Annotated in this window: 22 protein-coding genes; 11 read left to right on the top strand and 11 right to left on the bottom strand. The window is 42.2% G+C overall.

Annotated features, from left to right (window positions below):
• Nucleotides 1-2 precede the first annotated feature (2 nt).
• The 4 genes from moaC (at nucleotide 3) to PSI23_RS06830 (ending at nucleotide 2,110) form a co-directional block, all read left to right on the top strand.
• A complete protein-coding gene (moaC, locus tag PSI23_RS06845; protein ID WP_273554375.1) occupies nucleotides 3-482 on the top strand; it encodes a cyclic pyranopterin monophosphate synthase MoaC in 480 nt (159 codons plus the stop codon).
• Entirely contained in the window at nucleotides 479-724 is a 246-nt protein-coding gene (moaD, locus tag PSI23_RS06840) for a molybdopterin synthase sulfur carrier subunit (protein ID WP_273554374.1), read from the top strand. Before moaC ends, moaD begins: the two co-directional genes overlap by 4 nt.
• 1 nt (nucleotide 725) lies before the next feature.
• On the top strand, nucleotides 726-1,178 hold the full coding sequence (gene moaE / locus PSI23_RS06835; RefSeq protein WP_273554373.1) for a molybdopterin synthase catalytic subunit MoaE: 453 nt from the start codon (nucleotides 726-728) through the stop codon (nucleotides 1,176-1,178).
• 221 nt (nucleotides 1,179-1,399) lie between these two features.
• Nucleotides 1,400-2,110, top strand: coding sequence for a Bax inhibitor-1/YccA family protein (locus tag PSI23_RS06830; protein ID WP_273554372.1), 711 nt, complete (start codon nucleotides 1,400-1,402; stop codon nucleotides 2,108-2,110).
• 170 nt (nucleotides 2,111-2,280) lie between these two features.
• On the opposite strand, the gene PSI23_RS06825 is transcribed toward PSI23_RS06830, so the two are convergent.
• The 5 genes from PSI23_RS06825 to PSI23_RS06805 all read right to left on the bottom strand — a co-directional run bounded on the left by PSI23_RS06825 (nucleotide 2,281) and on the right by PSI23_RS06805 (nucleotide 8,199).
• Nucleotides 2,281-3,387 (bottom strand): ABC transporter permease, encoded by a 1,107-nt coding sequence (locus PSI23_RS06825; RefSeq protein WP_273554371.1) that lies wholly within the window; start codon nucleotides 3,385-3,387, stop codon nucleotides 2,281-2,283.
• A 12-nt stretch (nucleotides 3,388-3,399) separates the two neighbouring features.
• Complete coding sequence (locus PSI23_RS06820) at nucleotides 3,400-4,575, bottom strand: ABC transporter permease (RefSeq protein WP_273554370.1); 1,176 nt, start codon at nucleotides 4,573-4,575, stop codon at nucleotides 3,400-3,402.
• Nucleotides 4,572-6,308 (bottom strand): ATP-binding cassette domain-containing protein, encoded by a 1,737-nt coding sequence (locus PSI23_RS06815; protein WP_273554369.1) that lies wholly within the window; start codon nucleotides 6,306-6,308, stop codon nucleotides 4,572-4,574. Before PSI23_RS06815 ends, PSI23_RS06820 begins: the two co-directional genes overlap by 4 nt.
• A gap of 9 nt (nucleotides 6,309-6,317) precedes the next feature.
• Complete coding sequence (gene hlyD, locus PSI23_RS06810; RefSeq protein WP_273554368.1) at nucleotides 6,318-7,358, bottom strand: secretion protein HlyD; 1,041 nt, start codon at nucleotides 7,356-7,358, stop codon at nucleotides 6,318-6,320.
• Between the two features lie 148 nt (nucleotides 7,359-7,506).
• A complete protein-coding gene (locus PSI23_RS06805; RefSeq protein WP_273554367.1) occupies nucleotides 7,507-8,199 on the bottom strand; it encodes a transcriptional regulator in 693 nt (230 codons plus the stop codon).
• A 383-nt stretch (nucleotides 8,200-8,582) separates the two neighbouring features.
• On the opposite strand from PSI23_RS06805, the gene rhlE reads away from it, so the two are divergent.
• The 3 genes from rhlE to PSI23_RS06790 all read left to right on the top strand — a co-directional run bounded on the left by rhlE (nucleotide 8,583) and on the right by PSI23_RS06790 (nucleotide 11,767).
• Nucleotides 8,583-10,076, top strand: a complete 1,494-nt coding sequence (gene rhlE, locus PSI23_RS06800) for an ATP-dependent RNA helicase RhlE (protein WP_273554366.1) — start codon at nucleotides 8,583-8,585, stop codon at nucleotides 10,074-10,076.
• A gap of 3 nt (nucleotides 10,077-10,079) precedes the next feature.
• Nucleotides 10,080-11,063 (top strand): tRNA dihydrouridine(16) synthase DusC, encoded by a 984-nt coding sequence (gene dusC, locus PSI23_RS06795; protein WP_273554365.1) that lies wholly within the window; start codon nucleotides 10,080-10,082, stop codon nucleotides 11,061-11,063.
• Between the two features lie 452 nt (nucleotides 11,064-11,515).
• Nucleotides 11,516-11,767 carry a GlsB/YeaQ/YmgE family stress response membrane protein gene (locus PSI23_RS06790; protein WP_273554364.1) on the top strand — a complete coding sequence of 84 codons (252 nt, stop codon included), beginning with the start codon at nucleotides 11,516-11,518 and terminating at the stop codon, nucleotides 11,765-11,767.
• A 123-nt stretch (nucleotides 11,768-11,890) separates the two neighbouring features.
• On the opposite strand, the gene sseA is transcribed toward PSI23_RS06790, so the two are convergent.
• Nucleotides 11,891-12,730, bottom strand: coding sequence for a 3-mercaptopyruvate sulfurtransferase (gene sseA, locus PSI23_RS06785; protein WP_273554363.1), 840 nt, complete (start codon nucleotides 12,728-12,730; stop codon nucleotides 11,891-11,893).
• A gap of 39 nt (nucleotides 12,731-12,769) precedes the next feature.
• Nucleotides 12,770-12,925: a hypothetical protein gene (locus tag PSI23_RS06780; RefSeq protein ID WP_273554362.1), complete on the bottom strand. Its 156-nt coding sequence runs from the start codon at nucleotides 12,923-12,925 to the stop codon at nucleotides 12,770-12,772.
• A gap of 288 nt (nucleotides 12,926-13,213) precedes the next feature.
• Here PSI23_RS06780 and dinG point away from each other — a divergent pair, with 288 nt between their 5' ends.
• Complete coding sequence (gene dinG / locus PSI23_RS06775; RefSeq protein ID WP_273554361.1) at nucleotides 13,214-15,349, top strand: ATP-dependent DNA helicase DinG; 2,136 nt, start codon at nucleotides 13,214-13,216, stop codon at nucleotides 15,347-15,349.
• Nucleotides 15,350-15,403: 54 nt separating this feature from the next.
• Here the strand turns inward: dinG and PSI23_RS06770 are convergent, their stop codons facing one another.
• The 3 genes from PSI23_RS06770 to rhtA form a co-directional block, all read right to left on the bottom strand.
• On the bottom strand, nucleotides 15,404-15,625 hold the full coding sequence (locus PSI23_RS06770) for an alkylphosphonate utilization protein (protein WP_198690487.1): 222 nt from the start codon (nucleotides 15,623-15,625) through the stop codon (nucleotides 15,404-15,406).
• 190 nt (nucleotides 15,626-15,815) lie between these two features.
• Nucleotides 15,816-16,322 carry a DNA starvation/stationary phase protection protein Dps gene (dps, locus tag PSI23_RS06765; protein ID WP_273554360.1) on the bottom strand — a complete coding sequence of 169 codons (507 nt, stop codon included), beginning with the start codon at nucleotides 16,320-16,322 and terminating at the stop codon, nucleotides 15,816-15,818.
• Between the two features lie 210 nt (nucleotides 16,323-16,532).
• The gene (rhtA, locus tag PSI23_RS06760; RefSeq protein ID WP_273554359.1) at nucleotides 16,533-17,423 is read right to left on the bottom strand and encodes a threonine/homoserine exporter RhtA; all 891 of its coding nucleotides are present in this window, start codon (nucleotides 17,421-17,423) and stop codon (nucleotides 16,533-16,535) included.
• Nucleotides 17,424-17,598: 175 nt separating this feature from the next.
• Here rhtA and PSI23_RS06755 point away from each other — a divergent pair, with 175 nt between their 5' ends.
• Together PSI23_RS06755 and PSI23_RS06750 are read left to right on the top strand one after the other, a co-directional pair.
• Nucleotides 17,599-18,180, top strand: coding sequence for an LOG family protein (locus PSI23_RS06755; RefSeq protein ID WP_273554390.1), 582 nt, complete (start codon nucleotides 17,599-17,601; stop codon nucleotides 18,178-18,180).
• A 37-nt stretch (nucleotides 18,181-18,217) separates the two neighbouring features.
• Complete coding sequence (locus tag PSI23_RS06750) at nucleotides 18,218-18,682, top strand: GNAT family N-acetyltransferase (protein ID WP_273554358.1); 465 nt, start codon at nucleotides 18,218-18,220, stop codon at nucleotides 18,680-18,682.
• A 22-nt stretch (nucleotides 18,683-18,704) separates the two neighbouring features.
• Here the strand turns inward: PSI23_RS06750 and PSI23_RS06745 are convergent, their stop codons facing one another.
• Nucleotides 18,705-19,703 carry a Gfo/Idh/MocA family protein gene (locus PSI23_RS06745; RefSeq protein ID WP_273554357.1) on the bottom strand — a complete coding sequence of 333 codons (999 nt, stop codon included), beginning with the start codon at nucleotides 19,701-19,703 and terminating at the stop codon, nucleotides 18,705-18,707.
• Between the two features lie 176 nt (nucleotides 19,704-19,879).
• Here PSI23_RS06745 and PSI23_RS06740 point away from each other — a divergent pair, with 176 nt between their 5' ends.
• Nucleotides 19,880-21,475 carry an ABC-F family ATPase gene (locus PSI23_RS06740; protein ID WP_273554356.1) on the top strand — a complete coding sequence of 532 codons (1,596 nt, stop codon included), beginning with the start codon at nucleotides 19,880-19,882 and terminating at the stop codon, nucleotides 21,473-21,475.
• Nucleotides 21,476-21,504 lie beyond the last annotated feature (29 nt).

Below are 21,504 nucleotides of genomic sequence, written 5' to 3'. Positions count from 1 at the left end.
GAATGTCTCAATTAACCCATATCAATACTGCGGGTGAAGCCCACATGGTGGATATTTCTGCCAAATTGGAAACTGTGCGTGAGGCACGGGCAGAAGCATTTGTTGAAATGCAGGCTGAAACTTTGGCCATGATTATTGCTGGTGAACACCATAAAGGAGATGTTTTTGCTACTGCCCGTATTGCAGGTATTCAGGCGGCAAAACGGACATGGGAATTGATTCCGCTTTGCCATCCGCTGCTACTGAGTAAAGTAGAGGTTCAACTGGAAGCACAAACAGAACACAACCGTGTCAGAATCGAATCTTGTTGCCGTTTGACCGGAAAAACAGGTGTGGAGATGGAGGCTTTGACAGCGGCATCGGTAGCAGCTTTGACGATTTATGACATGTGTAAAGCCGTGCAAAAAGACATGGTCATCGGGCCTGTACGTTTATTGGAAAAAAGCGGTGGCAAATCAGGGGATTTTAAGGTGAAAGCATGATAAAGGTACTATTTTTCGCTCAAGTCCGTGAACTGGTGGGAACAGATTCCCTTGAATTACCGAATAATTACCCAACTGTAGCGCACCTTCGTCATGCACTGATTGAAAAAGGTGAAAGATGGGCGCTGGCATTAGAAGAAGGCAAATTGCTGTCTGCTGTGAATCAATCTTTTGTTCATGCCGAACATGCCTTAAATGATGGTGATGAAGTGGCGTTTTTCCCCCCTGTGACGGGGGGATGAAATGGGGAATACGCGGATTAGTGTTCAACGGGAGACATTCAACGTTGGTGAAGAATATCAATGGCTCTCGCAGTGTGATGAAGATGGTGCTGTTGTGACCTTTACGGGTAAAGTTCGCAACCATAATTTAGGAAATAACGTTAAAGCGCTAACATTGGAACATTATTCGGGCATGACAGAAAAGATGTTGCAGAAAATTGTTGATGAAGCGCGCCAACGTTGGCCTTTGCAACGTGTCAGTATTATCCACCGCGTTGGTGAACTTTACCCAGGGGCTGAGATTGTATTTGTTGGTGTTACCAGCTCTCACCGCAATATGGCTTTTATGGCGGCTGAATTCATCATGGATTATCTGAAAACCAAGGCGCCATTCTGGAAAAAAGAATCTCTTGCAGAAGGAGAGCGTTGGGTCGAGACGAGGCAGAGTGATCAGGATGCGGCAAATCGCTGGTAAAATAAATTATTGGTAATAATTACTGATAATAAATAAGATGCTGAAATCAGTCTGGTGGCCATATTGTGGGTTATCTCGAAACTGGACAGATAAATAAAATGTCACAGGCCATTAATTGGCGGATGGTTTTGCTAATATACTATGCTAATGTATAGTTTTTGAGTGGGTTGTTTTTTTAAACAGTCTTAATCTTTAAACTTTGTCATGAAAAGGTAATCATCATGGATCGATATCAACGTTCTAATGATTCGATTGTCCAGAAAGCTGGTTCTGGTGTACAAACTTACATGGCGCAAGTCTATGGTTGGATGACTTGTGGCTTGTTGTTAACAGCATTTGTTGCGTGGTATGTGGTAAGTACCCCTGAAATTTTATTTGCCATTATTTCAAACAAAGTTGTTTTCTATGGTTTGGTTATCGCACAGGTTGCACTGGTGTTTGTATTGTCTGGTTTGGTTCATAAAATGAGTGGAGCATTGGCAACCGGGTTGTTCATGCTGTATTCCATGCTGACGGGATTGACACTTTCCTGTGTTTTGATTAGGTATACGGGTAGTTCTATTGCCAGCACGTTCGTCATTTCAGCGGGGATGTTTTGTGCACTGAGCGTTTATGGTTATACCACTAAACGTAGCTTGAGCGGTCTGAGTAGCTTCCTGTTTATGGGGCTAATCGGTATCCTTCTGGCTTCTCTGATAAACATCTGGTTGAAAAGCCCAGCATTGATGTGGGTAATTACTTACATCGGTGTTGTAGTTTTTGCGGGTTTGACTGCATATGATACCCAAAAACTGAAAGAAATGGGTGAACATCTGGATGTGAATGATAAAGAGAATTTGCGTAGATATTCTATTATTGGCGCGCTGACTCTATATCTGGACTTCATTAACTTGTTCTTGATGTTGCTGCGTATTCTGGGTGATCGTCGTTAATCGCTGATATATCAAATTATCTGTTAATATAAAAACCCTGCTTTGGCAGGGTTTTTAGTTGGAGATAAAAACTTCATTTTCTGAAAAAAGAAAAAATTGAGGAAGAGAGCCAATATCTACCAATATTCGCTCTCTTTCCTATTATTGAGGTCTGATATTTTGAACTATTATTACGCAATCTTACTGCGGAATAGCCGATAAGCAATCCCGCCAGTTGTTGCAGTAATCACTAATAAAGGCCATAAATTCGGCCAAATAACGGATAGATCCGCTCCTTTCAAATAAATCTGCTTGGTGATATCAGTAAAATGCCTGATTGGATTAATCCACGTTATGTTCTGTAACCAGACGGGCATATTTTCAACCGGAGAGATATACCCAGAAAGCAAAATAGCGGGCATCATAAACACAAATACACCGATAAATGCCTGTTGCTGAGTGGAACAAACCGCAGAAATCAGCAAGCCGAAGCCAACCAAAGATAACCCATAGATCAACATGCAGCCATAAAATAACAATAATGAGCCAGCGAAAGGAATTTGGTAGAACAGCGTTCCAATCAGCAAAACAATGCTGGCTTGCATAGTTGCGACGACCAGAGCCGGAATGGCTTTGCCAAGAAAAATTTGCCATGTTGCCAGCGGAGAAACCAGCAATTGATCCAGCGTTCCTTGTTCTCGTTCACGTGCGACTGACAAGGCCGTTACGATCAGAACGCCAATAGTGGTAATCATGGCAACCAGCGATGGCACGACAAACCACTTATAATCCAAATTGGCGTTATACCAGTTACGGATGATTAACTCACTGTTATTGACGTTGGGGGGATTTCCCAATAGCTGTTTCTGGTAATCCATCACAATTTGTTGAATATAGTTGGCAGCAATTTGGGCACTGTTTGAATTACGTCCATCCAGCAAAACTTGAATTGAGGTTGGCGTCTGGTTGGCGATATTCGCGCTGAAATTCTGAGGAAAACGCACCAGCAGTAGTGCATTACGGTTATCCAGTGTAGGACGAATTTCTTGCGAGCTGGTTAGCAAGATAACATCAGGAAATGCTTTCGATTTTGCCAGCCGTTGAGTCAATTCAATTGATGCCTGTCCTTTGTCTTCATTATAAATAGCAATGGCGGCGTTTTTGACCTCCAGTGTTGCTGCCCACGGAAACAGGATCATTTGTATAATCACTGTCAGAATCAAAATATTCCGTGTTTGCGGTTCTCTCAGAAGAGACTGCAACTCTTTCATGATAAGTGTATACAGACGATAAAACATGCTCTTTCCTTTTTAATCCAGATGCCGACGGGTTTTCCACGCAGTCAGGCCAATGAAGACGATGGAACTGGCAATCAGCAAAAGCAGATTTGTCATCAACACAGTGCCAATGTTTCCAGCCAGAAAGAGTGTCTGTAGGCTGCTGACAAAGTAACGAGCAGGTATAACATAAGTCGAAGCCTGAATAAGCACAGGCATACTGTCTATTTCGAAAACAAAACCAGACAACATAATAGCAGGCAAAAAAGCCGCATTTAGAGAAATCATCGCCGCATTGAACTGATTACGTGTCAGGGTAGAAATCAGCAAACCCATACCCAAGGCAGTGGCAAGATAAAGGCTGGAGACCAGCGCCAGTACCCAAAGCGAACCACGGTAGGGAACGTCCAGCACAAAAACCGTGAATATCATGCAAAGTACCATGACAAAAGAACCCAGCATTTGATAGGGCAATAATTTGGCGAGCAGTAATTCGGTTCGGGTGACTTGGGTTGAAAGTAGTGCTTCCATCGTTCCGCGTTCCCATTCACGAGCGACCACGAGTGAGGTTAGAATTGCGCCTACCACCGTCATGATAATTGAAACGGCACCGGGAATAAGAAAATGTCGGCTAATGGCAGCAGGGTTAAACCAATAGCGAATTTCTGTATCAATCAAAGGAGCGGTTGATACACCACGATTTTGCCCTCGTTGCTGTAACCAGATTTGCCAGATGCCTTTGGTATAACCCTGAACAAAATTGGCTGTGTTGGGTTCACTGCCATCGGTAATAACCTGAATGGGAGCGTGGCCGTCTGCGCGGGCAAGCTGGGCATCAAAATTGACTGGGATTACGATAATGCCGCGGATTTGGTTTTCCTGCATTTTTTTGATGAGGAGCTGGCGGTTGTCGCTGATAGTGGCATCAATATAGGGCGAACCTGTAAATACATTCACTAATTCACGGGCATCTTCGCTCTGTTGTTCCATTAAAATACCGAGACGAAGTTTGCTGGAATCAAGGTTAATGCCATAACCAAAAATAAACAGCAACATTAAAGGGATAACCACTGCAATCAAAGCACTGCTGGGATCACGGATAATCTGTTTAGTCTCCTTGATGCAGAGTGCTTTCAACCGGCGCCATGAGAAACTCACTGCTTTTTGGGAGGTTGCAAGTTCAGATGTGACATATTCATGATGACTCATTGTGACTCCTTATCGTAATTCACCACGAGATCGATAAAAGCATCTTCCATGGAGGGGTTAGGGAGTTCATCCGTGGCGACCAGCTGTTTCAGCTCATCAGGTGTCCCTGCTGCAATCAACTTGCCGCGGAATACCAGCCCGATACGGTCACAATATTCTGCCTCATCCATAAAATGGGTTGTTACCATCACTGTTACCCCTTTATCCACCATGCCATTGATATGCAGCCAGAATTCACGGCGGGTCAGAGGGTCAACGCCCGAAGTGGGTTCATCCAAAAACAGAATGTCAGGCTCATGCATTAATGCGCAGGAAAGGGCAAGTCGTTGCTTAAATCCAAGCGGAAGGCTATCAGTCTTTTGATATAAGATTGGTTCGAGATTGAAAGCACGGATCATGCCAGACATCTTTTCTTTTTGATGGCGACCTTTCAGGCCGTAAACACCAGAAAAAAACTTAAGATTCTGCTCAACAGTCAGATTGCCATAAAGTGAAAACTTCTGAGCCATATAACCAAGACGTTGGCGAGCTTTGCCTGAACCGGTTTTTAAATCCATATCCAGAACCAGTGCCTTGCCTGACGTGGGGATCATCAAACCACACATCATTTTGAAGGTAGTCGATTTTCCAGCACCATTCGGCCCCAATAAGCCGAAAATTTCTCCCCGCTTCACCTGAAAATCCACATTATCAGTGGCAGAAAAATCGCCAAATTTTTTAGTCAGGCTACACGCTTCTATCACGGTTTCTGTCGGATTTGGCGGGATTTGTGGCATGATTTCAGCCAATTCGGAGCGATGAGAGGGACCGCCTCCCAATAAATCGATAAATGCATCTTCAAAACGTGGTTCGGCATCAAAGATATTGGCTTCAGGTAGCCCTATTTGTTGGAGTAATTCGCTTTTATCTGCCTCTTCTTTTAAGATCAAACGAACATATCTCCCCTGAATTACACCATCAGTAACTTGTGGCAAGGTGAGGGCATGTTGCAGCATCTTGCGTCGGGCACCTTGTTTGACATCAAGCAAAAAAGATCGGCCCGCAATGCCTTGCGTTAAATCTTGTGGTTGACCGCGATAAAGCAATTCACCCCGATTCATGAGCAAGACATCACGACATAATTCGGCTTCATCCAAATAAGAAGTACTCCACAGGATCAGCATACCGTCGGAAGCAAGTTCATGTACCATTTGCCATAACTCACGACGGGCGATGGGGTCAACGCCTACGCCCGGTTCATCCAGTAACAAAATTTTCGGGCTGCCCAATAATGTACAAGCAAGCCCCAGTTTTTGTTTCATGCCACCAGATAGTTTTCCCGCCAACCGCTCGGTAAAGTGAGTTAAGTCCGTGAAGTTCAGTAATTTTTGAAATGTTGTTTTGCGTTTCTCGCCAAGTACACCACGGAGATCGGCATATAAAGTCAGATTTTCCATTACGGTTAAATCTTCATACAAGCCAAATTTCTGTGGCATATAGCCGAGTTCAGCACGTACTTGAACGCTGTCCTTGATGGGATCAAGCCCCATGATTTCAATATTGCCGCTATTAGGTTTCAATAATCCGGCTAACATTCTTATCAGCGTGGTTTTTCCTGCGCCATCAGGACCGACAAGACCCGTCACTGATCCGCCCTGAATTTCAGCCTGGAGATGAGATACAGCAGGAATCTCCAAACCTGGAAAATTTTTCTCTACGCCGTTCAGTTTTATCGTATAAGCTGAACTGGTCATGTTATTGCCTTACTTGTTTGTTTCAGTAAAGTTTTTTGTTTCAGTAGAATTAGCTTCAGTAAAATTTGCATCGGCAAAACGCAATGTGACAGGCATTCCTTGTTTCAGGCTGTTATCGGGATCAAGGACAATGATTCGCAGGCGATAAACTAAGTCTGTTCTTAAATCAGGTGTCTCGACATTTTTAGGGGTAAATTCGGCGGTTGGAGAAACAAAACCGATTTTGCCATGATAAGGCTGATTTTTCCGTCCATCGGTATAAATCAGGATTTCCCGCCCAGCGATGGCCTGATTGAGATTAGGCTCATCAATGTACGCCCTGATCCAAACGGGATTGGTGAGTGACAAAGTAAAAACAGTATTGCCAGCTGCCAGCATTGTGCCCGGTTCAATGGCTCGGGTTAGGATCACTCCTGCTGATGGTGAAGTTAGTTGGGTATCTTTTACATTAAGTTCAGCCTGTGCGACGGTCGCTTCTGCTTGGCTAAGCTGAGCTTTTGCCGCTGTAATTTCTTCTATGCGATAACCCGTTTCGAACTGACGCAATTTATCTTTTGCTGCTTGATAAGTGGCCAGTGCTTGATTGCGCCCGGTTCTGGCATTTTCCAGATCATTGGCTGAGATTGTTTTACTTTGCCACAATCCTTGCTGACGTTTCAGGAAGTTATCAGCAAAACGGAATGCTGACTCTTTTTGAGCAACTTCAGCACGTACTTGGGCAATTTCTTCGCTACGATAACCTGCTTCGGTTTTGGCTAGATTTGCCTTGGCGACATCACGAGCGGCTTTGGCTTGATTCAAGGCATTAATAAAGGGAGCTTTGTCGAGGCGGCCCAGCGTCTGGCCCACAGTAATGGCATCACCTTCATCCACTTGCAGAGCCGACAGCTTACCTGCAACCCGAAAACTAAGGTTGACAGTCCTGACATCAACGTTGCCATACAGGGTCTGCTCCCTGCCGTTTTGTTCCTGATAATAATAAATACCAACAATAGCACCGATAATTACAATGAGCGCCAATAGGGCAAGAGCAAACTTTTTACTGTTCATACTATCCCTTATGCCTTGTTCAATTTATACCCTCTATCTTCCAAATGGTGGCTTCGTTGATTATTCCGCTACTTGAGAGCTATTGGGTATATACGTTTTTAATGCCTGTGTTTTTAATGCTTATGTTTTTAATACCTAAGCACTGAGTTTATTGCTTACTGAATGACTGCTTTCTTAACCCATCAAGTAATAAATTAATGTGTTGGGATAAAACCTGATTGATTAATTCGTATTCTTTGGCACCAATGTTGTCCCATCCTGTTTGGCGCAATAAGGCTTCCCGAGCCAGACGGAAAGAAAGAATCTCACCCAATAAGGCATGGGTGTGGATTTGGGTTGAAATCTGGCGTTCATCAGCGCCGATATAATTGGCGATGAGTTTATTCAGCCGGGAATAAATTGGAGCCAGTCCCTGATCATGTATGACACTGTAGGCCTCTGTTGGAGTCAATTGTTCATGGGACATAATCCGGCTGATATTGATACTACTTTTCTCGAAAATCAGTCGGTTATAGCTAACCATTCCTTGATGAATAAATTCCAATATTTGGTCTTGTGGATAGGGTTTCAGTGTTTCAGAAAAAAAACGATCAATTGTTTCAATAAGGGGGGAAAACTCCGATTTTAGCTTATCGGCAATATGCTGCACGACTGCAAGGTATAATCCTTCTTTGGAACCAAAATAGTATGCGATGGCTGCGATATTTTGTTGTGCGTGTTGGGCAATGTTGCGGGTAGTAGCACCATCCAGGCCTGATTTACCAAAGATTTCTATTGCTGCTTCTAGAAGTTGCTGCCTGGCTTGTTCGCCTCGTAATGTCTGAGCCGTCTTCGCTGCCATGTTAAAATATTTCCTGTTGCAAAGCATTTTCAAAAATGTCGAAAAAATATATCAATCGTATGATTAACTTTAAAACTAAAGTAAGTCGGTGTAAAGTTGATACAAATTGTCTTTTTAATAGACACCAATAAAAAAGCTAAATTCCCGTTACTAACCTGTCACTGAGGAGCTTCAATCAACTTTATCCTCAATTATTCAACTTTATCCTCAATTATTGGCTTCTTTAGGTCTGCGTGGAAAAACATATCTGTTATAATGCCGCGCTACTTATGGTGCATTGCAGTTTGTGTAATTTCTTTGCGTTTAATCGCGTCTGTTTTCTTCCCATAAAACTGCCCCTGAATTGATATCAGGAATGGTGAAGTCTGGAGCATTTCTTATTTATGAATTTTGAGTCACTCGGCTTGAAGGCTGATATTTTGCGTGCCGTTGAAGAACAAGGTTACGCGGAACCTACCCCTATTCAGCAGCAGGCCATCCCTGTTGTGTTATCTGGTAAAGATCTACTGGCCAGTGCCCAGACAGGTACGGGAAAAACAGCAGGGTTTACTTTACCTATCCTGCAACTCTTAAGTGAATCCCCGGTTCAGGCAAAAGGTCGCCGTCCGGTCAGGGCATTGATTTTAACTCCGACTCGAGAACTGGCGGCTCAGGTGGGTGAAAATGTACGTAATTACAGCAAGTATCTTAAATTACGTTCGTTTGTTGTGTTCGGCGGCGTCAGCATTAATCCACAAATGATGAAGTTACGTGGTGGCGTGGATATTTTGGTCGCAACACCAGGGCGTTTGTTGGATTTGGAGCATCAAAATGCCGTGGATCTTTCTCACATTGAAATTTTGATCCTGGATGAAGCGGATCGCATGTTGGACATGGGATTTATTCATGATATTCGTCGTGTGTTGAATAAGCTGCCAGCGAAACGTCAAAACTTACTCTTTTCTGCGACGTTCTCTGATGAAATCAAAAGCCTTGCCAGCAAATTGCTGAAAGAGCCAGTAAGCGTGGAAGTTGCACGGCGTAACTCGGCTTCTGAACAGATTGATCAATCAGTCCATTTTGTAGACAAAAAGCGCAAGGGTGAGCTGCTTTCTCACATGATAGGCAGCCAGAACTGGCAACAGGTGTTGGTATTTACGCGTACCAAACATGGTGCAAACCGGTTGGCAGAACAATTGAATAAGGATGGCGTGACGGCTGCCGCGATCCACGGTAACAAGAGTCAGGGGGCGAGAACCCGTGCATTAGCTGACTTCAAGACAGGGCAAATTCGTGCGTTGGTAGCAACAGATATCGCTGCTCGTGGGCTCGATATTGACCAGTTGCCATATGTCGTCAACTATGAGTTGCCAAACGTTGCCGAAGATTATGTTCATCGAATTGGCCGGACTGGTCGTGCAGATGCTACAGGGCAGGCAATATCGCTGGTGTGTGTCGATGAACATAAGCTCCTGAAAGATATTGAGCGTTTATTGAAGCGGGAAATTCCACGTATTGCTATTCCGGGTTATGAACCTGACCCTTCTATTAAGGCTGAGCCAATCCAAAATGGACGCAGTAGCCGTGGTAATTCTCCTCGTAGTAATGCTTCTCATGGTAATTCTTCTTATGGGAATGCTTCTCGCGGTAATACTTCTCGCGGTAATGCTTCTCGTAAAAATAGTTCTCAGGGTAATGGCTTCCGCGATCATCACCCACATAGCGAACAGCCTAATGGTCAACGTAAAAATGGCAAACAAGGCCATTCCAAACAAAGTCAGGCTAATGCTAATCAAGGAGACGATCGTCCACGTAGTCGCAATCAAGGTGCACCATCGCGTCAACGTCATCAGCGCACAGCAACCAAAGCTCCACGTGCTTCGGTAGCAGGAGAGTAATCCATGCGCGTTTTGCTGGCTCCGATGGAAGGGGTTTTGGATTCTCTGGTTAGGGAATTGTTGAGTGAAGTCAATGATTACGACCTTTGTATCACAGAATTCCTGCGTGTGGTTGACAGCTTACAGCCGGTAAAATCTTTTTACCGGCTGTGCCCTGAACTACATCATCAGAGTCGTACCCCATCGGGAACTCCGGTCAGAATTCAACTTCTGGGGCAATATCCAGAATGGTTGGCAGCAAACGCAGTTAGGGCAGTTGAGTTGGGCTCATGGGGTGTTGATTTAAATTGTGGCTGTCCGTCCAAGGCCGTAAATGGCAGTGGTGGAGGTGCTACGTTACTGAAAGATCCCGAACTCATCTATCAGGGAGCCAAAGCTATGCGTGAAGCCGTTCCTGCACATTTACCCGTGACGGTAAAAGTACGTCTGGGATGGAATACTGATTCACGCCAGTTTGAGATTGCGGATGCAGTCCAGCAAGCAGGAGCAACTGAACTGGTTGTGCATGGACGAACCAAAGAAGATGGTTATAAAGCAGAACGCATTAATTGGGAGGCGATAGGCGAAATTCGGCGTCGCCTTTCCATTCCAGTGATTGCCAACGGTGAAATCTGGGATCGGCAAAGTGCTCAGGAATGTATCAAAATTACAGGATGTGATGCTGTAATGATAGGTCGTGGCGCACTGCATATACCAAACTTGAGTCGAGTGATTAAATATAACGAACCGAGAATGCCTTGGGACGGTGTGCTTAAGTTACTGCAAAAATATACTTATCTGGAAAAGCAGGGAGATACAGGCTTGTATCATGTTGCCCGTATCAAGCAATGGTTGGGATATTTGCGCAAAGAGTATAATGAAGCAGATGAATTATTTATGCAAATCAGGGCATTAAAAAAGTCTGCTGAAATTGCCAATATTATCTCCTACGCAGTGAATAGACGTTTACCGTTATATGAAATCGAGCCAGAGTTTCAGGTTTGTTAAATTGAAAATAGTCATTGAACTGGCAGATGAGTCTGGTTGCCTTTTCTTTAAAAATGATATCCCAAATGTGATGAATGTTAATATCATTCAACTGAGCTATTAAATACAGAATTTGATTACAACAATCCTGCATTATTTAATAGTTATAGGTCGGTAATCAAAAAAGTCAGCAAGTAGAAAATAGTGAGAATAAATAATAAATTATTTTCTTCACTGATGTAGTTATGAATGTAGTTATGAATAATGTAGTTATGAATAATGTAGTTATGAATATAGTTATTATTTGCTGTGCAGTTATGAATAGCCAATCTATTTATATTAATATTGCTAATTATTGATACATGTCTTTTCTTATAATTTGCAATTCTTTTCATTAGTGTCTTAAATTAGGACATAGAAATACAATTAAACATGTATACTAAGAGGCTAATCAATTTTTTGGAGGAGTATATATGGGTATCCTGTCGTGGATCATTTTAGGCCTACTTGCTGGGGTTCTTGCTAAATGGATTATGCCGGGAAATAACAGCAGTGGTATCATTATGACGATGATTCTAGGTATTGTGGGGGCAGTTGTCGGTGGGTATATCAGTACGTTCTTTGGCATGGGAAAAGTAGATGGCTTTAATTTTGGTAGTTTCATCATTGCTGTCGTTGGCGCAATGATTGTCCTATTTGTATACCATAAAATTTCTAACCAATAATTTGACCTGTTTTTCTTAATATTCAGAACTCATATGATAAATAATAAGAAAGGGCATAATATTCTGATGCCCTTTGCTACTATCTATTTTTAATATCTATTTTTAAGCCTATTTTTTCAGTATTTATTTTTCTAGTGGCAGTGAATCATTGGCTCCCCATTCAGCCCAAGAACCATCGTATAATTCTGCTTCTTTGTGACCAATCATATCAAGCCCTAAGACTAAAACAGCGGCGGTCATTCCAGAACCACAGCTGGTAATAATAGGTCGGTTTAAATCAATACCTTGTTTACGGAATATCGCCGCGATTTCTTCTACTGATTTATAGCTTCCATTATCAATCAAGGTTGTCCATGGAACATTTTTAGCACCGGGGAGATGCCCCATTCTCAAACCCGGGCGGGGTTCTGGCACTTTTGCCTGAAAACGATCTTCCGCTCTGGCATCAACAAACTGCACCGACATATTGTTATGGATGACATTCAGGATCTGTGTCTGAGAGCAGATTTTTTCAGGGGTAAACTGGATATTGAAAACCTCGGATGAACGGGTAATTTTTCCCGATTCAGTTCGATAACCTGCCTGCTGCCAGCCTTGTAATCCCCCTTCAAGAATACGGATATGGAGTGCACCAAAGATTTTGAATGTCCACCATGCCCGTGGGGCGGAGAACATATTTCCCTGATCGTAAATTACCACCAGATGATTTTCGCTGATGCCCATTTTGTTAACGGCTTGGCGGAACGTCTCCGGCTCTGGCAGCATGTGCGGTAGGTTGGTCTGTAGATTGGCGACTTTATCAAGATCAAAAAACTGTGCACCCGGGATATGCTTCTCTAACCAGAGTTGGTGATAGTCAATGGATTGATTGGGCATTGGTGCACTGGCATCAACGACAACGACATTCTCATCATGGAGATGCTCGTTTAACCATTGTGGACTGACAAAATATTCATTTTTCATGCGCTTCCTCATCTGGTGTTACGATAAAAGCCAATGTATTTAATGTTGCCCTGTCGGAATATGTTCCTGCTGAGTCTGTTGTGACTCTTCTACTGGTGTTGTTGACCGAGTATACATATTTAACCCCGCCAGAAAGACTCCACCGATTGAGCCGATAGAAAATAATATGATGATAATGAGCAGGATTTTTTTCATTTTTGTATCCAATAAAGTTTTAATAAAAGGTCTTAAGAAAGATGTAACAGCTATAAGAAGCTAAAAGATAGAAAGCCAAAAGTATATCGGCTTCTACACTCCAGACAAGCGATAACCGCTTTTCTTGCATTGACTGTCTCGCACTGGTTTTCTTGCATTAATTTTCGCACTAAATTTTTGCACCAATAACAAAAAGCTGGAAACATCTTCCCAGTAATGACCAGATAAGGCTGCTTTGAGAGCAACTCTATGGGAGAATAGCCCTCTCATTTTTAAGTAATAAATCTCATGGCACTTTCCAGTTCAACAAAAAATCAAATTAGTCAGTGGTATAAGGCATTATCTACCCATATTGATGGTTTCATTCCACGCGCACCCCAACGTCAGATGATTGCAGAGGTTGCAAAAACGCTGGCGGATGAAGAAGGGCGGCATTTAGTAATAGAAGCGCCAACGGGAGTAGGAAAAACGTTGTCATACCTGATTCCGGGAATTGCCGTCAGTCGGGCAGAACAGAAGCCGTTGGTAGTAAGTACAGCTAATGTTGCTCTGCAAGATCAAATTTACAGCAAGGATTTGCCGTTGCTGCGTAAAATTATTCCTGATCTTAAATTCACAGGCGCTTTTGGTCGTGCGCGTTATGTCTGCCCGCGTAATCTGGAGGCAATTTGTGCTGTAGAGGGGGAGCAGATTGACTTGATGTTTTTGGTCGAAGACCAAACAGAAATTGCTAATAGTGAAGAACGGGAACTATGCCGGCGATTACGCAGCGATTATACGACATTTGTATGGGATGGCTTACGTGACCACCATACACTGGCATTATCGGATTCGTTGTGGAGAAAAATCAGTACAGATAAAATGAACTGTTTGGCACGAAACTGCCAGTTTTACCATCGTTGCCCATTTTTTCTTGCCCGTCGAGAAATTGAAGATGCCGATGTTGTCGTCGCCAATCACTCCTTGGTTATGGCTGCACTAGAAAGTGAATCTGTTTTACCGGAGGCAAAAAATCTGCTGCTGGTTTTGGATGAAGGGCATCATATTCCTGAGGTGGCAAGGGATTCACTGGAAGTTGGAGGAGAAATTACGTTATTCCAGCTTAATGGACAGTTAGATTTATTTATCCGTCATGTGGAGCAATACCTGATTCAATTTCGGCCGACGAAACCGCCTGCTTTGGCAAATATCCCCCGATTACAGACTCATTGTGAAACAATTCGTGAATACTTTAAGGAGTTGGCGGAGATGACTCAGGCGCTCTTGCCTGAGCGCGGTGAAGCGGAAGAGTATTTGTTTGAGCTGGGGAAATTACCGGATAGTTTACTATTGTGTTGCCAGCAATTATTTAAGTTCACTGATGGATTACGTGGTTTAGCAGAAGCGATTTTAAATGATTTGAGCGATCAAACTGCCAAACAGGATATTGTCCGATTGCATCGTACTATTTTGCAAGCCAGCCGAACACTGGGCTATTTTGAGAATATGGCAAAATTGTGGCGTTTGGCTTCACAAGAAGAATCTTCCCATGCGCCGATATCAAAATGGTTAACGCGCTGCTATGAGAAAAACCAATCACATCTTTATTTTCACTGTTCGGGAATTCGGGTCAGCGAGCAATTAACCCAGCTATTATGGCGCAGCATTCCCCATGTTGTAGTGACATCGGCTACGTTGCGTTCATTGAATAGTTTCTCTCGCATTCAGGAACTCACCGGATTACACGAAAATCATGATGATCGTTTTGTTACTTTGTCATCGCCTTTTGAACATGTTCGGCAAGGGCGTTTGATTATTCCCCAAATGACACAGGAACCGACCATTCAAAATGAAATGCAGCATCTTGAGGAGATGTCGCGTTATTTTCGTTCTCAGGTGATGGAAGAGAAGCATCGGGGAATGTTGGTGCTTTTTAGCAGCCAACGAGCAATGGAAGGGTTCCTCACTTTTGTCACAGATTTGCGGTTAATGTTATTGGTACAAGGTGATCAGCCCCGCTATCGATTGGTAGAAACACATTGCAAGCGTATTGATGAAGGACAAGCCAGTGTGCTGATTGGATTGCAGTCGTTTGCAGAAGGATTGGATCTAAAAGGTGAATATCTTTCACAAGTCCATATTCATAAAATCGCATTTCCCCCTGTAACCAATCCAGTGATTATTACTGAAAGCGAATGGCTGAAATCTTTGAAACGCTATCCATTTGAAGTGCAGAGTTTACCCAGTGCTTCTTTTAACTTGATCCAACAAGTGGGAAGGCTAATTCGCAGCCATGAGTGCTATGGTGATGTGGTGATTTATGATAATCGATTATTGACCAAACGTTACGGGCCGCGTTTATTGAATTCTTTGCCTGTATTTCCAATTGAACGACCAAATGTGCCATCAGAAAAAGAGTTGGAGATAATGAAAAAAGATAAATAATATAAAATTTAATATTATTTATCTTTTATTCAAAAATGGGTTTGTAACCGTTATTTATCCTATTTTTTTCAGGAAGCAGGTTTTTAGAACTAACCCTTTGATTTTATCAGCATTACATTCAATTTCATCTTCGCGATGGGTCAGGCGGATGTTTTTGATCAGTGTGCCGCGTTTCAGCGTCTTGGATGTGCCTTTGACTTTCAGATCTTTGATAACCTGAACTGAGTCACCATCATCCAGCAACGCGCCGTTAGAATCTTTGACTTCGATATCCATCTTATAGAGCCCTCATATCTATTTTTAAATCAAACAGGGATTATAGAGAGAAAAATGATTTTTTTAAAGGTTAGTGTAGTTTTTAAGGTTATGACTTCTATTTTTTAATGTTTTTTCTCATTAATAATGAGAATTGATGTAAGAAAGGCCACGTTGTGGCCTTAACTTAATGAAAAATAATATTTTTATTTTATTGCTCAATATTTGCTTCTATAAACCATAAAAATTTGTCTAAATCACGGGATGCAGCAGTGAATATATCCGCAGTATCTTCGTCTTCCGCATCAATAATCGCCTGACGGATATCATTGGCAACGACAGAATAGCGATCTGCCAAAGCCTGTAGATGATCCTGTACATTGTGAATATCCGTTGGATAGCTTTCCAGTGTTGTTCGTTTATATACTTCCTGAACAGTACCTAGTGCTGTTCCGCCTAATTGAACTGCACGTTCTGCAAATATATCAAGATGTTCCGTGACGGCGTTGCGAAAATCATCCAGCATTTCATGAATGGCAATAAAATTCCGGCCACGCATGTTCCAATGGGCCTGTTTAGTTAGCATGGATAGATCGATAAATTGGGCCACCATATGATTCAAGGCAGAAATCGTTCTCTGTTTAACACCTTCGTCAATATTGTTTCGGGTATAAATCAGGTCAGAAGGTTGGGTTTTGATTAATTTTGCTGTATTCATAATAATGCCCTCTTAATTCTGATTAATGAATTATTTCATTAGATAGAATAAATTTAGATGATTATCTACCGGAAGTCATATTACTTATCTCTATCGAATTGATAGCTATTATATTGCTCGGTAACACATTGATAATTTATGAAAATAAAAAACCGGAGAATAAAATTTTTCCTCCGGTTTTAACGAATAGCAACAGTATTTTTAAATTAATTATTCTACTCTTTCTATTTTGGTTTTTTGCTTAATGGTCAAGGTAGAGCCTATAGAAGCACAAATAATGCAGAAAAGAGCAACCCATTGAATTACTGCCAAATGTTCATTAAGGAAAATTATACCTGATAATGCTCCCAATGCAGGTTCAAGGCTCATTAATGTCCCGAATGTTTTGGCTGGAAGGCGAGTCAGGGCAATCATTTCCAGAGTGTAGGGAAATGCGGTGGATAAAATGGCGATTCCCAGGGCAATAGGTAGTAATGAAACATTAAACAGTACTTCAGGGCCAGTCTGTATTAACCCGATTGGGAAGAAGATAAAGGCCGCTATCAGTGAACCAATAGAGACAGTCGCAGCACCATAGCCCGCTCCAGCACGTTGCCCGAAGATAATATAAAGCGCCCAAAAAACACCGGCTCCCAGTGCGTATAAAATCCCGATGGGATCGAGGGTATTGACGCTACCTCCAATTGGTAACAGGAAGCCTAATCCGGTAATGACCAAAGCAATCCAGAGAAAATCCAAAGGGCGACGAGAAGAAAACATTGCGACCGCCAAAGGCCCAGTAAACTCAAGTGCAACAGCAATACCGAGAGGAATTCGGGATAATGACATATAAAACAGGTAATTCATTGCCCCGAGTGAAATGCCGTAGGCAAAAAGAGGAATTAATGAAGATCGCTGAAATTTCAGACGCCACGGTTTAAAAATCAGAAATAGAATAATCGTTCCTAATGCAAGTCTCAGGGCTGTGACACCAGGCGCTCCAATGACAGGGAATATTGTTTTAGCCAGTGAGGCTCCAGCTTGAATTGATGTCATTGACAGTAATAATAAAATCACAGGAAGCAATGGAAAAGAAGCGGCCCGATGTTTGGAAAGAGACATTTAGAAAACCTCAGTTACAACATGTTATTTAAAGGGTGTCATCTTCGCAGTGAAACAGATATAACTCAACTGTATTATTAGTTGTATGCTTGTTAGGCTATCGTATAATAAGAAATTAAAACAACAATAATGGAATTTGGCAATGAAAGAGGTTATGGTGAAAAGTTCCTTATAAATAAATGGTTCTGTAAATAGTATTGTAGTTTATTGTGGCTCAAGTTTGGGTGTATCTGAAATTTATAAAGAAAGTACGGTATGTTTTTCGAAAGAGCTAGTTAAACGTGGTATTACTTTAGTTTATGGTGGCGCCAGTGTAGGGATCATGGGGATTGTAGCGGATACTGTTCTGAAAGAAGACGGTAAAGTTATTGGAGTGATCCCAACGTTGCTGGAAGAGCGAGAAATTTCCCATAAGAGCCTATCTGAACTCCATGTTGTGGAAACCATGCATCAGCGCAAAAGCAAAATGATCGAACTGGTAGAGGGTTTTGTGGCTTTGCCGGGGGGATTTGGTACATTGGAAGAATTCAGTGAGGTTTTGACTTGGAGTATGATTGGCTTGAACAGCAAGCCTTGTGGCATCCTCAATATTAATCAATTTTATGACTCCCTGATTTCCATGTTTAATAAAATGGCTGATGAGCAATTCCTGCAAGAAAAATATCGCCATATGACAATTGTTGAACAAGATCCTGCTTTATTACTTGATCGCTTTAATGATTACACAGTTCCTTCAGTAAAAACCTATACTAATTGATTGAGAATTAACTAATTGGAAAACTCGGAAAAATATTATGGTAATAAGAACAGCTTCTATGCAGGACATTGAGACTATTTTATCTCTCTATAATATATTGTTCAGTGAAATGTCTGCGTTGCAGCCAGATAGATTGAAATCCACTGAACAAGACAGAGATTTCATTGTTTCCAGTGTCAATAATGATAAGTTTCACTTGCTCGTTGCGGAAGATGAAAATGGCGATATTAAAGGTTTTTCCATTGCACAGGAGCAAAAGACACTTCCTTTTAACTGTATTGTCCCCAGAATTTATGGCTACGTTATCGATTTAGTTGTCAGTCCAGATGCCAGAAATCTCGGAATCGGTCAGAAGTTACTGGCTGGAATAAAAAGGTGGGCGCAGGAAAACCATTATTCACATCTTGAACTGAGTGTATTATCTAAGAATGTTGATGCAATACGCTTTTATGCAAGAGAAGGGTATCAAGAAGTAAGTAGAACCATGGCGGTTGCTTTGTGAACTAAAAATAATATATTAACTATCAAATTAGCCCTTGGTGGTTAATATATCCTTTTAGTACCTCATCAATAACCCAGTTAGTGCGGGCGGCTGATTCTCCATTGGATGGGCAACTGTCATTACCTTGTATTTCGTTAATAACTGACTGAATTAACGGCATTTGAATATGTTTCGGGTTTTCGAAATGATATTGATGTAGTTGGTTGTTCTCATCATAGTATGAAATAGGAGAATCGCCAAATGTTGCAAAAATTATTTTTCCTTTTGTCCCGATAATTTCGACTTTATCTTCACGAGAGCCGGCGACAAAATTCCAAATTCCAACACCTTGGATATGATTCTCGAACATAAATGACATGGAAACACAATCTTCGGCAGGATAAGCTTTTGCCTGTGAGTTGGCATGGCCTTTTACTGAGATAATTTTACCAAGCAGAAAATCCAATATATCAAGTGTATGGCAAGCTAAATCAACAAATAAGCCACCACCAGATATTTCTGGTTTTACAAACCATGGTAAATTATCAGGATCCTGATAGATAGAAGCCATTTCTCTGAATTGCATACAATTTACAATTCGTGGTGTACCAATTTTTCCAGAGTCAATTAACTCTTTTATTTTGATAAACCTAGGCAACGCTCTGCGATAATAAGCGACGAATAGTGGGACTTTTTGAAATCGGCAGATGGCAATCATTTCGTTGCATTCTTCGAATGTTAATGCCATGGGTTTTTCAACATAAACACTTTTTCCGGCTTGTGCTGCCAAAATAGTATATTTTTTATGGGATGAGGGCGGGGTAGCAATGTAAACAGCATCAATTTCCGGATCATTAATCAGAGATTCGGCATCCGAATACCATTTTCGGACATTGTGCCGTTCAGCAAAATCTTTAGCTAAATCTGCATTGCGGCGCATGACTGCGACTAATTCAGCATTTTCCAATTTATAAAAAGCAGGGCCACTTTTTACTTCAGTGACATTACCACAACCTATAATACCCCATCTTACTTTTTGCATTGTGTTTTTCCGGTATATCAAATTGTTGAGTCTTAACATTCAGTATATTACTTAATGTGTCACTCTGATTTTACAGATAGGTAACGCATTCTGGCGATACTTTTTTCCTGTTGTGGCATAATGTGCGGCTATCGATTTTATAAACTCCCTTTTTACTCACTTTAAGAGCAACAGTTGTGTTAAGTACAAACAACATTACTATGCAGTTTGGCAGCAAGCCACTGTTTGAAAACATTTCTGTCAAATTCGGCAACGGCAACCGTTATGGTTTGATTGGTGCGAATGGGGCAGGTAAATCTACTTTCATGAAAATCTTGGGCGGAGATTTAATCGCAACTTCCGGTAATGTCAGCCTTGATCCTAATGAGCGTCTGGGTAAGTTACGTCAGGATCAGTTTGCTTTCGAAGAATATACCGTGTTGGATACCGTCATCATGGGGCACAAGGAACTGTGGGAAGTCAAACAGGAACGTGACCGCATTTATGCGATGGCAGAAATGAGTGAAGAAGATGGCTATCGTGTGGCTGATCTGGAAGTCGCTTATGGTGAGATGGATGGTTACAGTGCTGAAGCGCGTGCTGGCGAATTGTTGCTGGGTGTCGGTATTCCCGTAGAGCTGCATTATGGCTTGATGAGTGCAGTAGCTCCGGGCTGGAAATTGCGTGTATTGCTGGCGCAGGCACTGTTTTCCAATCCTGATGTTCTGCTGCTCGATGAGCCAACCAACAACTTGGATATCGATACTATCCGCTGGTTGGAGCAAGTGCTCAACGAACGTAACAGCACCATGATCATTATTTCCCATGACCGCCATTTCCTGAATACCGTATGTACTCATATGGCTGATTTGGATTATGGTGAACTGCGTTTGTTCCCTGGCAACTATGATGAGTATATGATCGCGGCAACACAAGCTCGCGAGCGTCTGCAAGCAGATAATGCGAAGAAAAAGGCACAGATTGCTGAATTGCAGTCTTTCGTTAGCCGTTTTAGTGCTAACGCTTCCAAATCTAAACAGGCAACTTCTCGTGCCCGTCAGATTGATAAGATCCAGTTAGTAGAAGTGAAGGCTTCCAGCCGTCAGAATCCTTATATCCGTTTTGATCAGGATAAGAAACTGTTCCGTAATGCACTGGAATTGGAAAGTTTGACCAAGGGTTATAATAATGGCCCACTGTTCAAAAACCTGAATCTGCTGATGGAAGTCGGCGAAAAGATGGCGGTAATCGGTGAAAACGGTATCGGTAAAACGACATTCCTGAAAACGCTGATTGGTGAAGAAAATCCAAACAGCGGTACGATCAAATGGTCTGAAAACAGCACCATTGGCTATTATGCGCAGGATCACGCCAGTGATTTTGACTGTGATATGACGGTCTTTGAATGGATGAGCCAATGGAAGCGCGAAGGCGATGATGAACAGGCAGTGCGGGGTATTCTCGGTCGTTTGCTGTTTGGTCAGGATGATATCAAGAAGAAAGTTGGTGTGCTTTCCGGTGGTGAACAGGGCCGTATGCTGTTCGGCAAGCTGATGATGCACAAGCCTAACATTCTGCTCATGGACGAACCAACCAACCACTTGGATATGGAGTCCATTGAATCTTTGAACCTTGCGCTGGAACTTTACCAAGGAACGTTGGTTTTCGTCTCCCATGACCGCGCATTTGTTAGTTCACTGGCCAGCCGTATTCTGGAAATTAAATCCAATAAGGTTGTTGATTTTAAAGGTACTTACGATGAGTATCTGAGCAGTCAAGGGATTGCTGAATAATTTTACCTGATGTGAAGTTAATAGCCCCG

The sequence above is a fragment of the Xenorhabdus yunnanensis genome, from assembly GCF_028598805.1.
GTDB lineage: Bacteria > Pseudomonadota > Gammaproteobacteria > Enterobacterales > Enterobacteriaceae > Xenorhabdus > Xenorhabdus yunnanensis.
The sequence above is the reverse complement of the archived record's forward strand: the minus strand, read 5'-3'. Positions and strand labels throughout refer to the sequence as shown.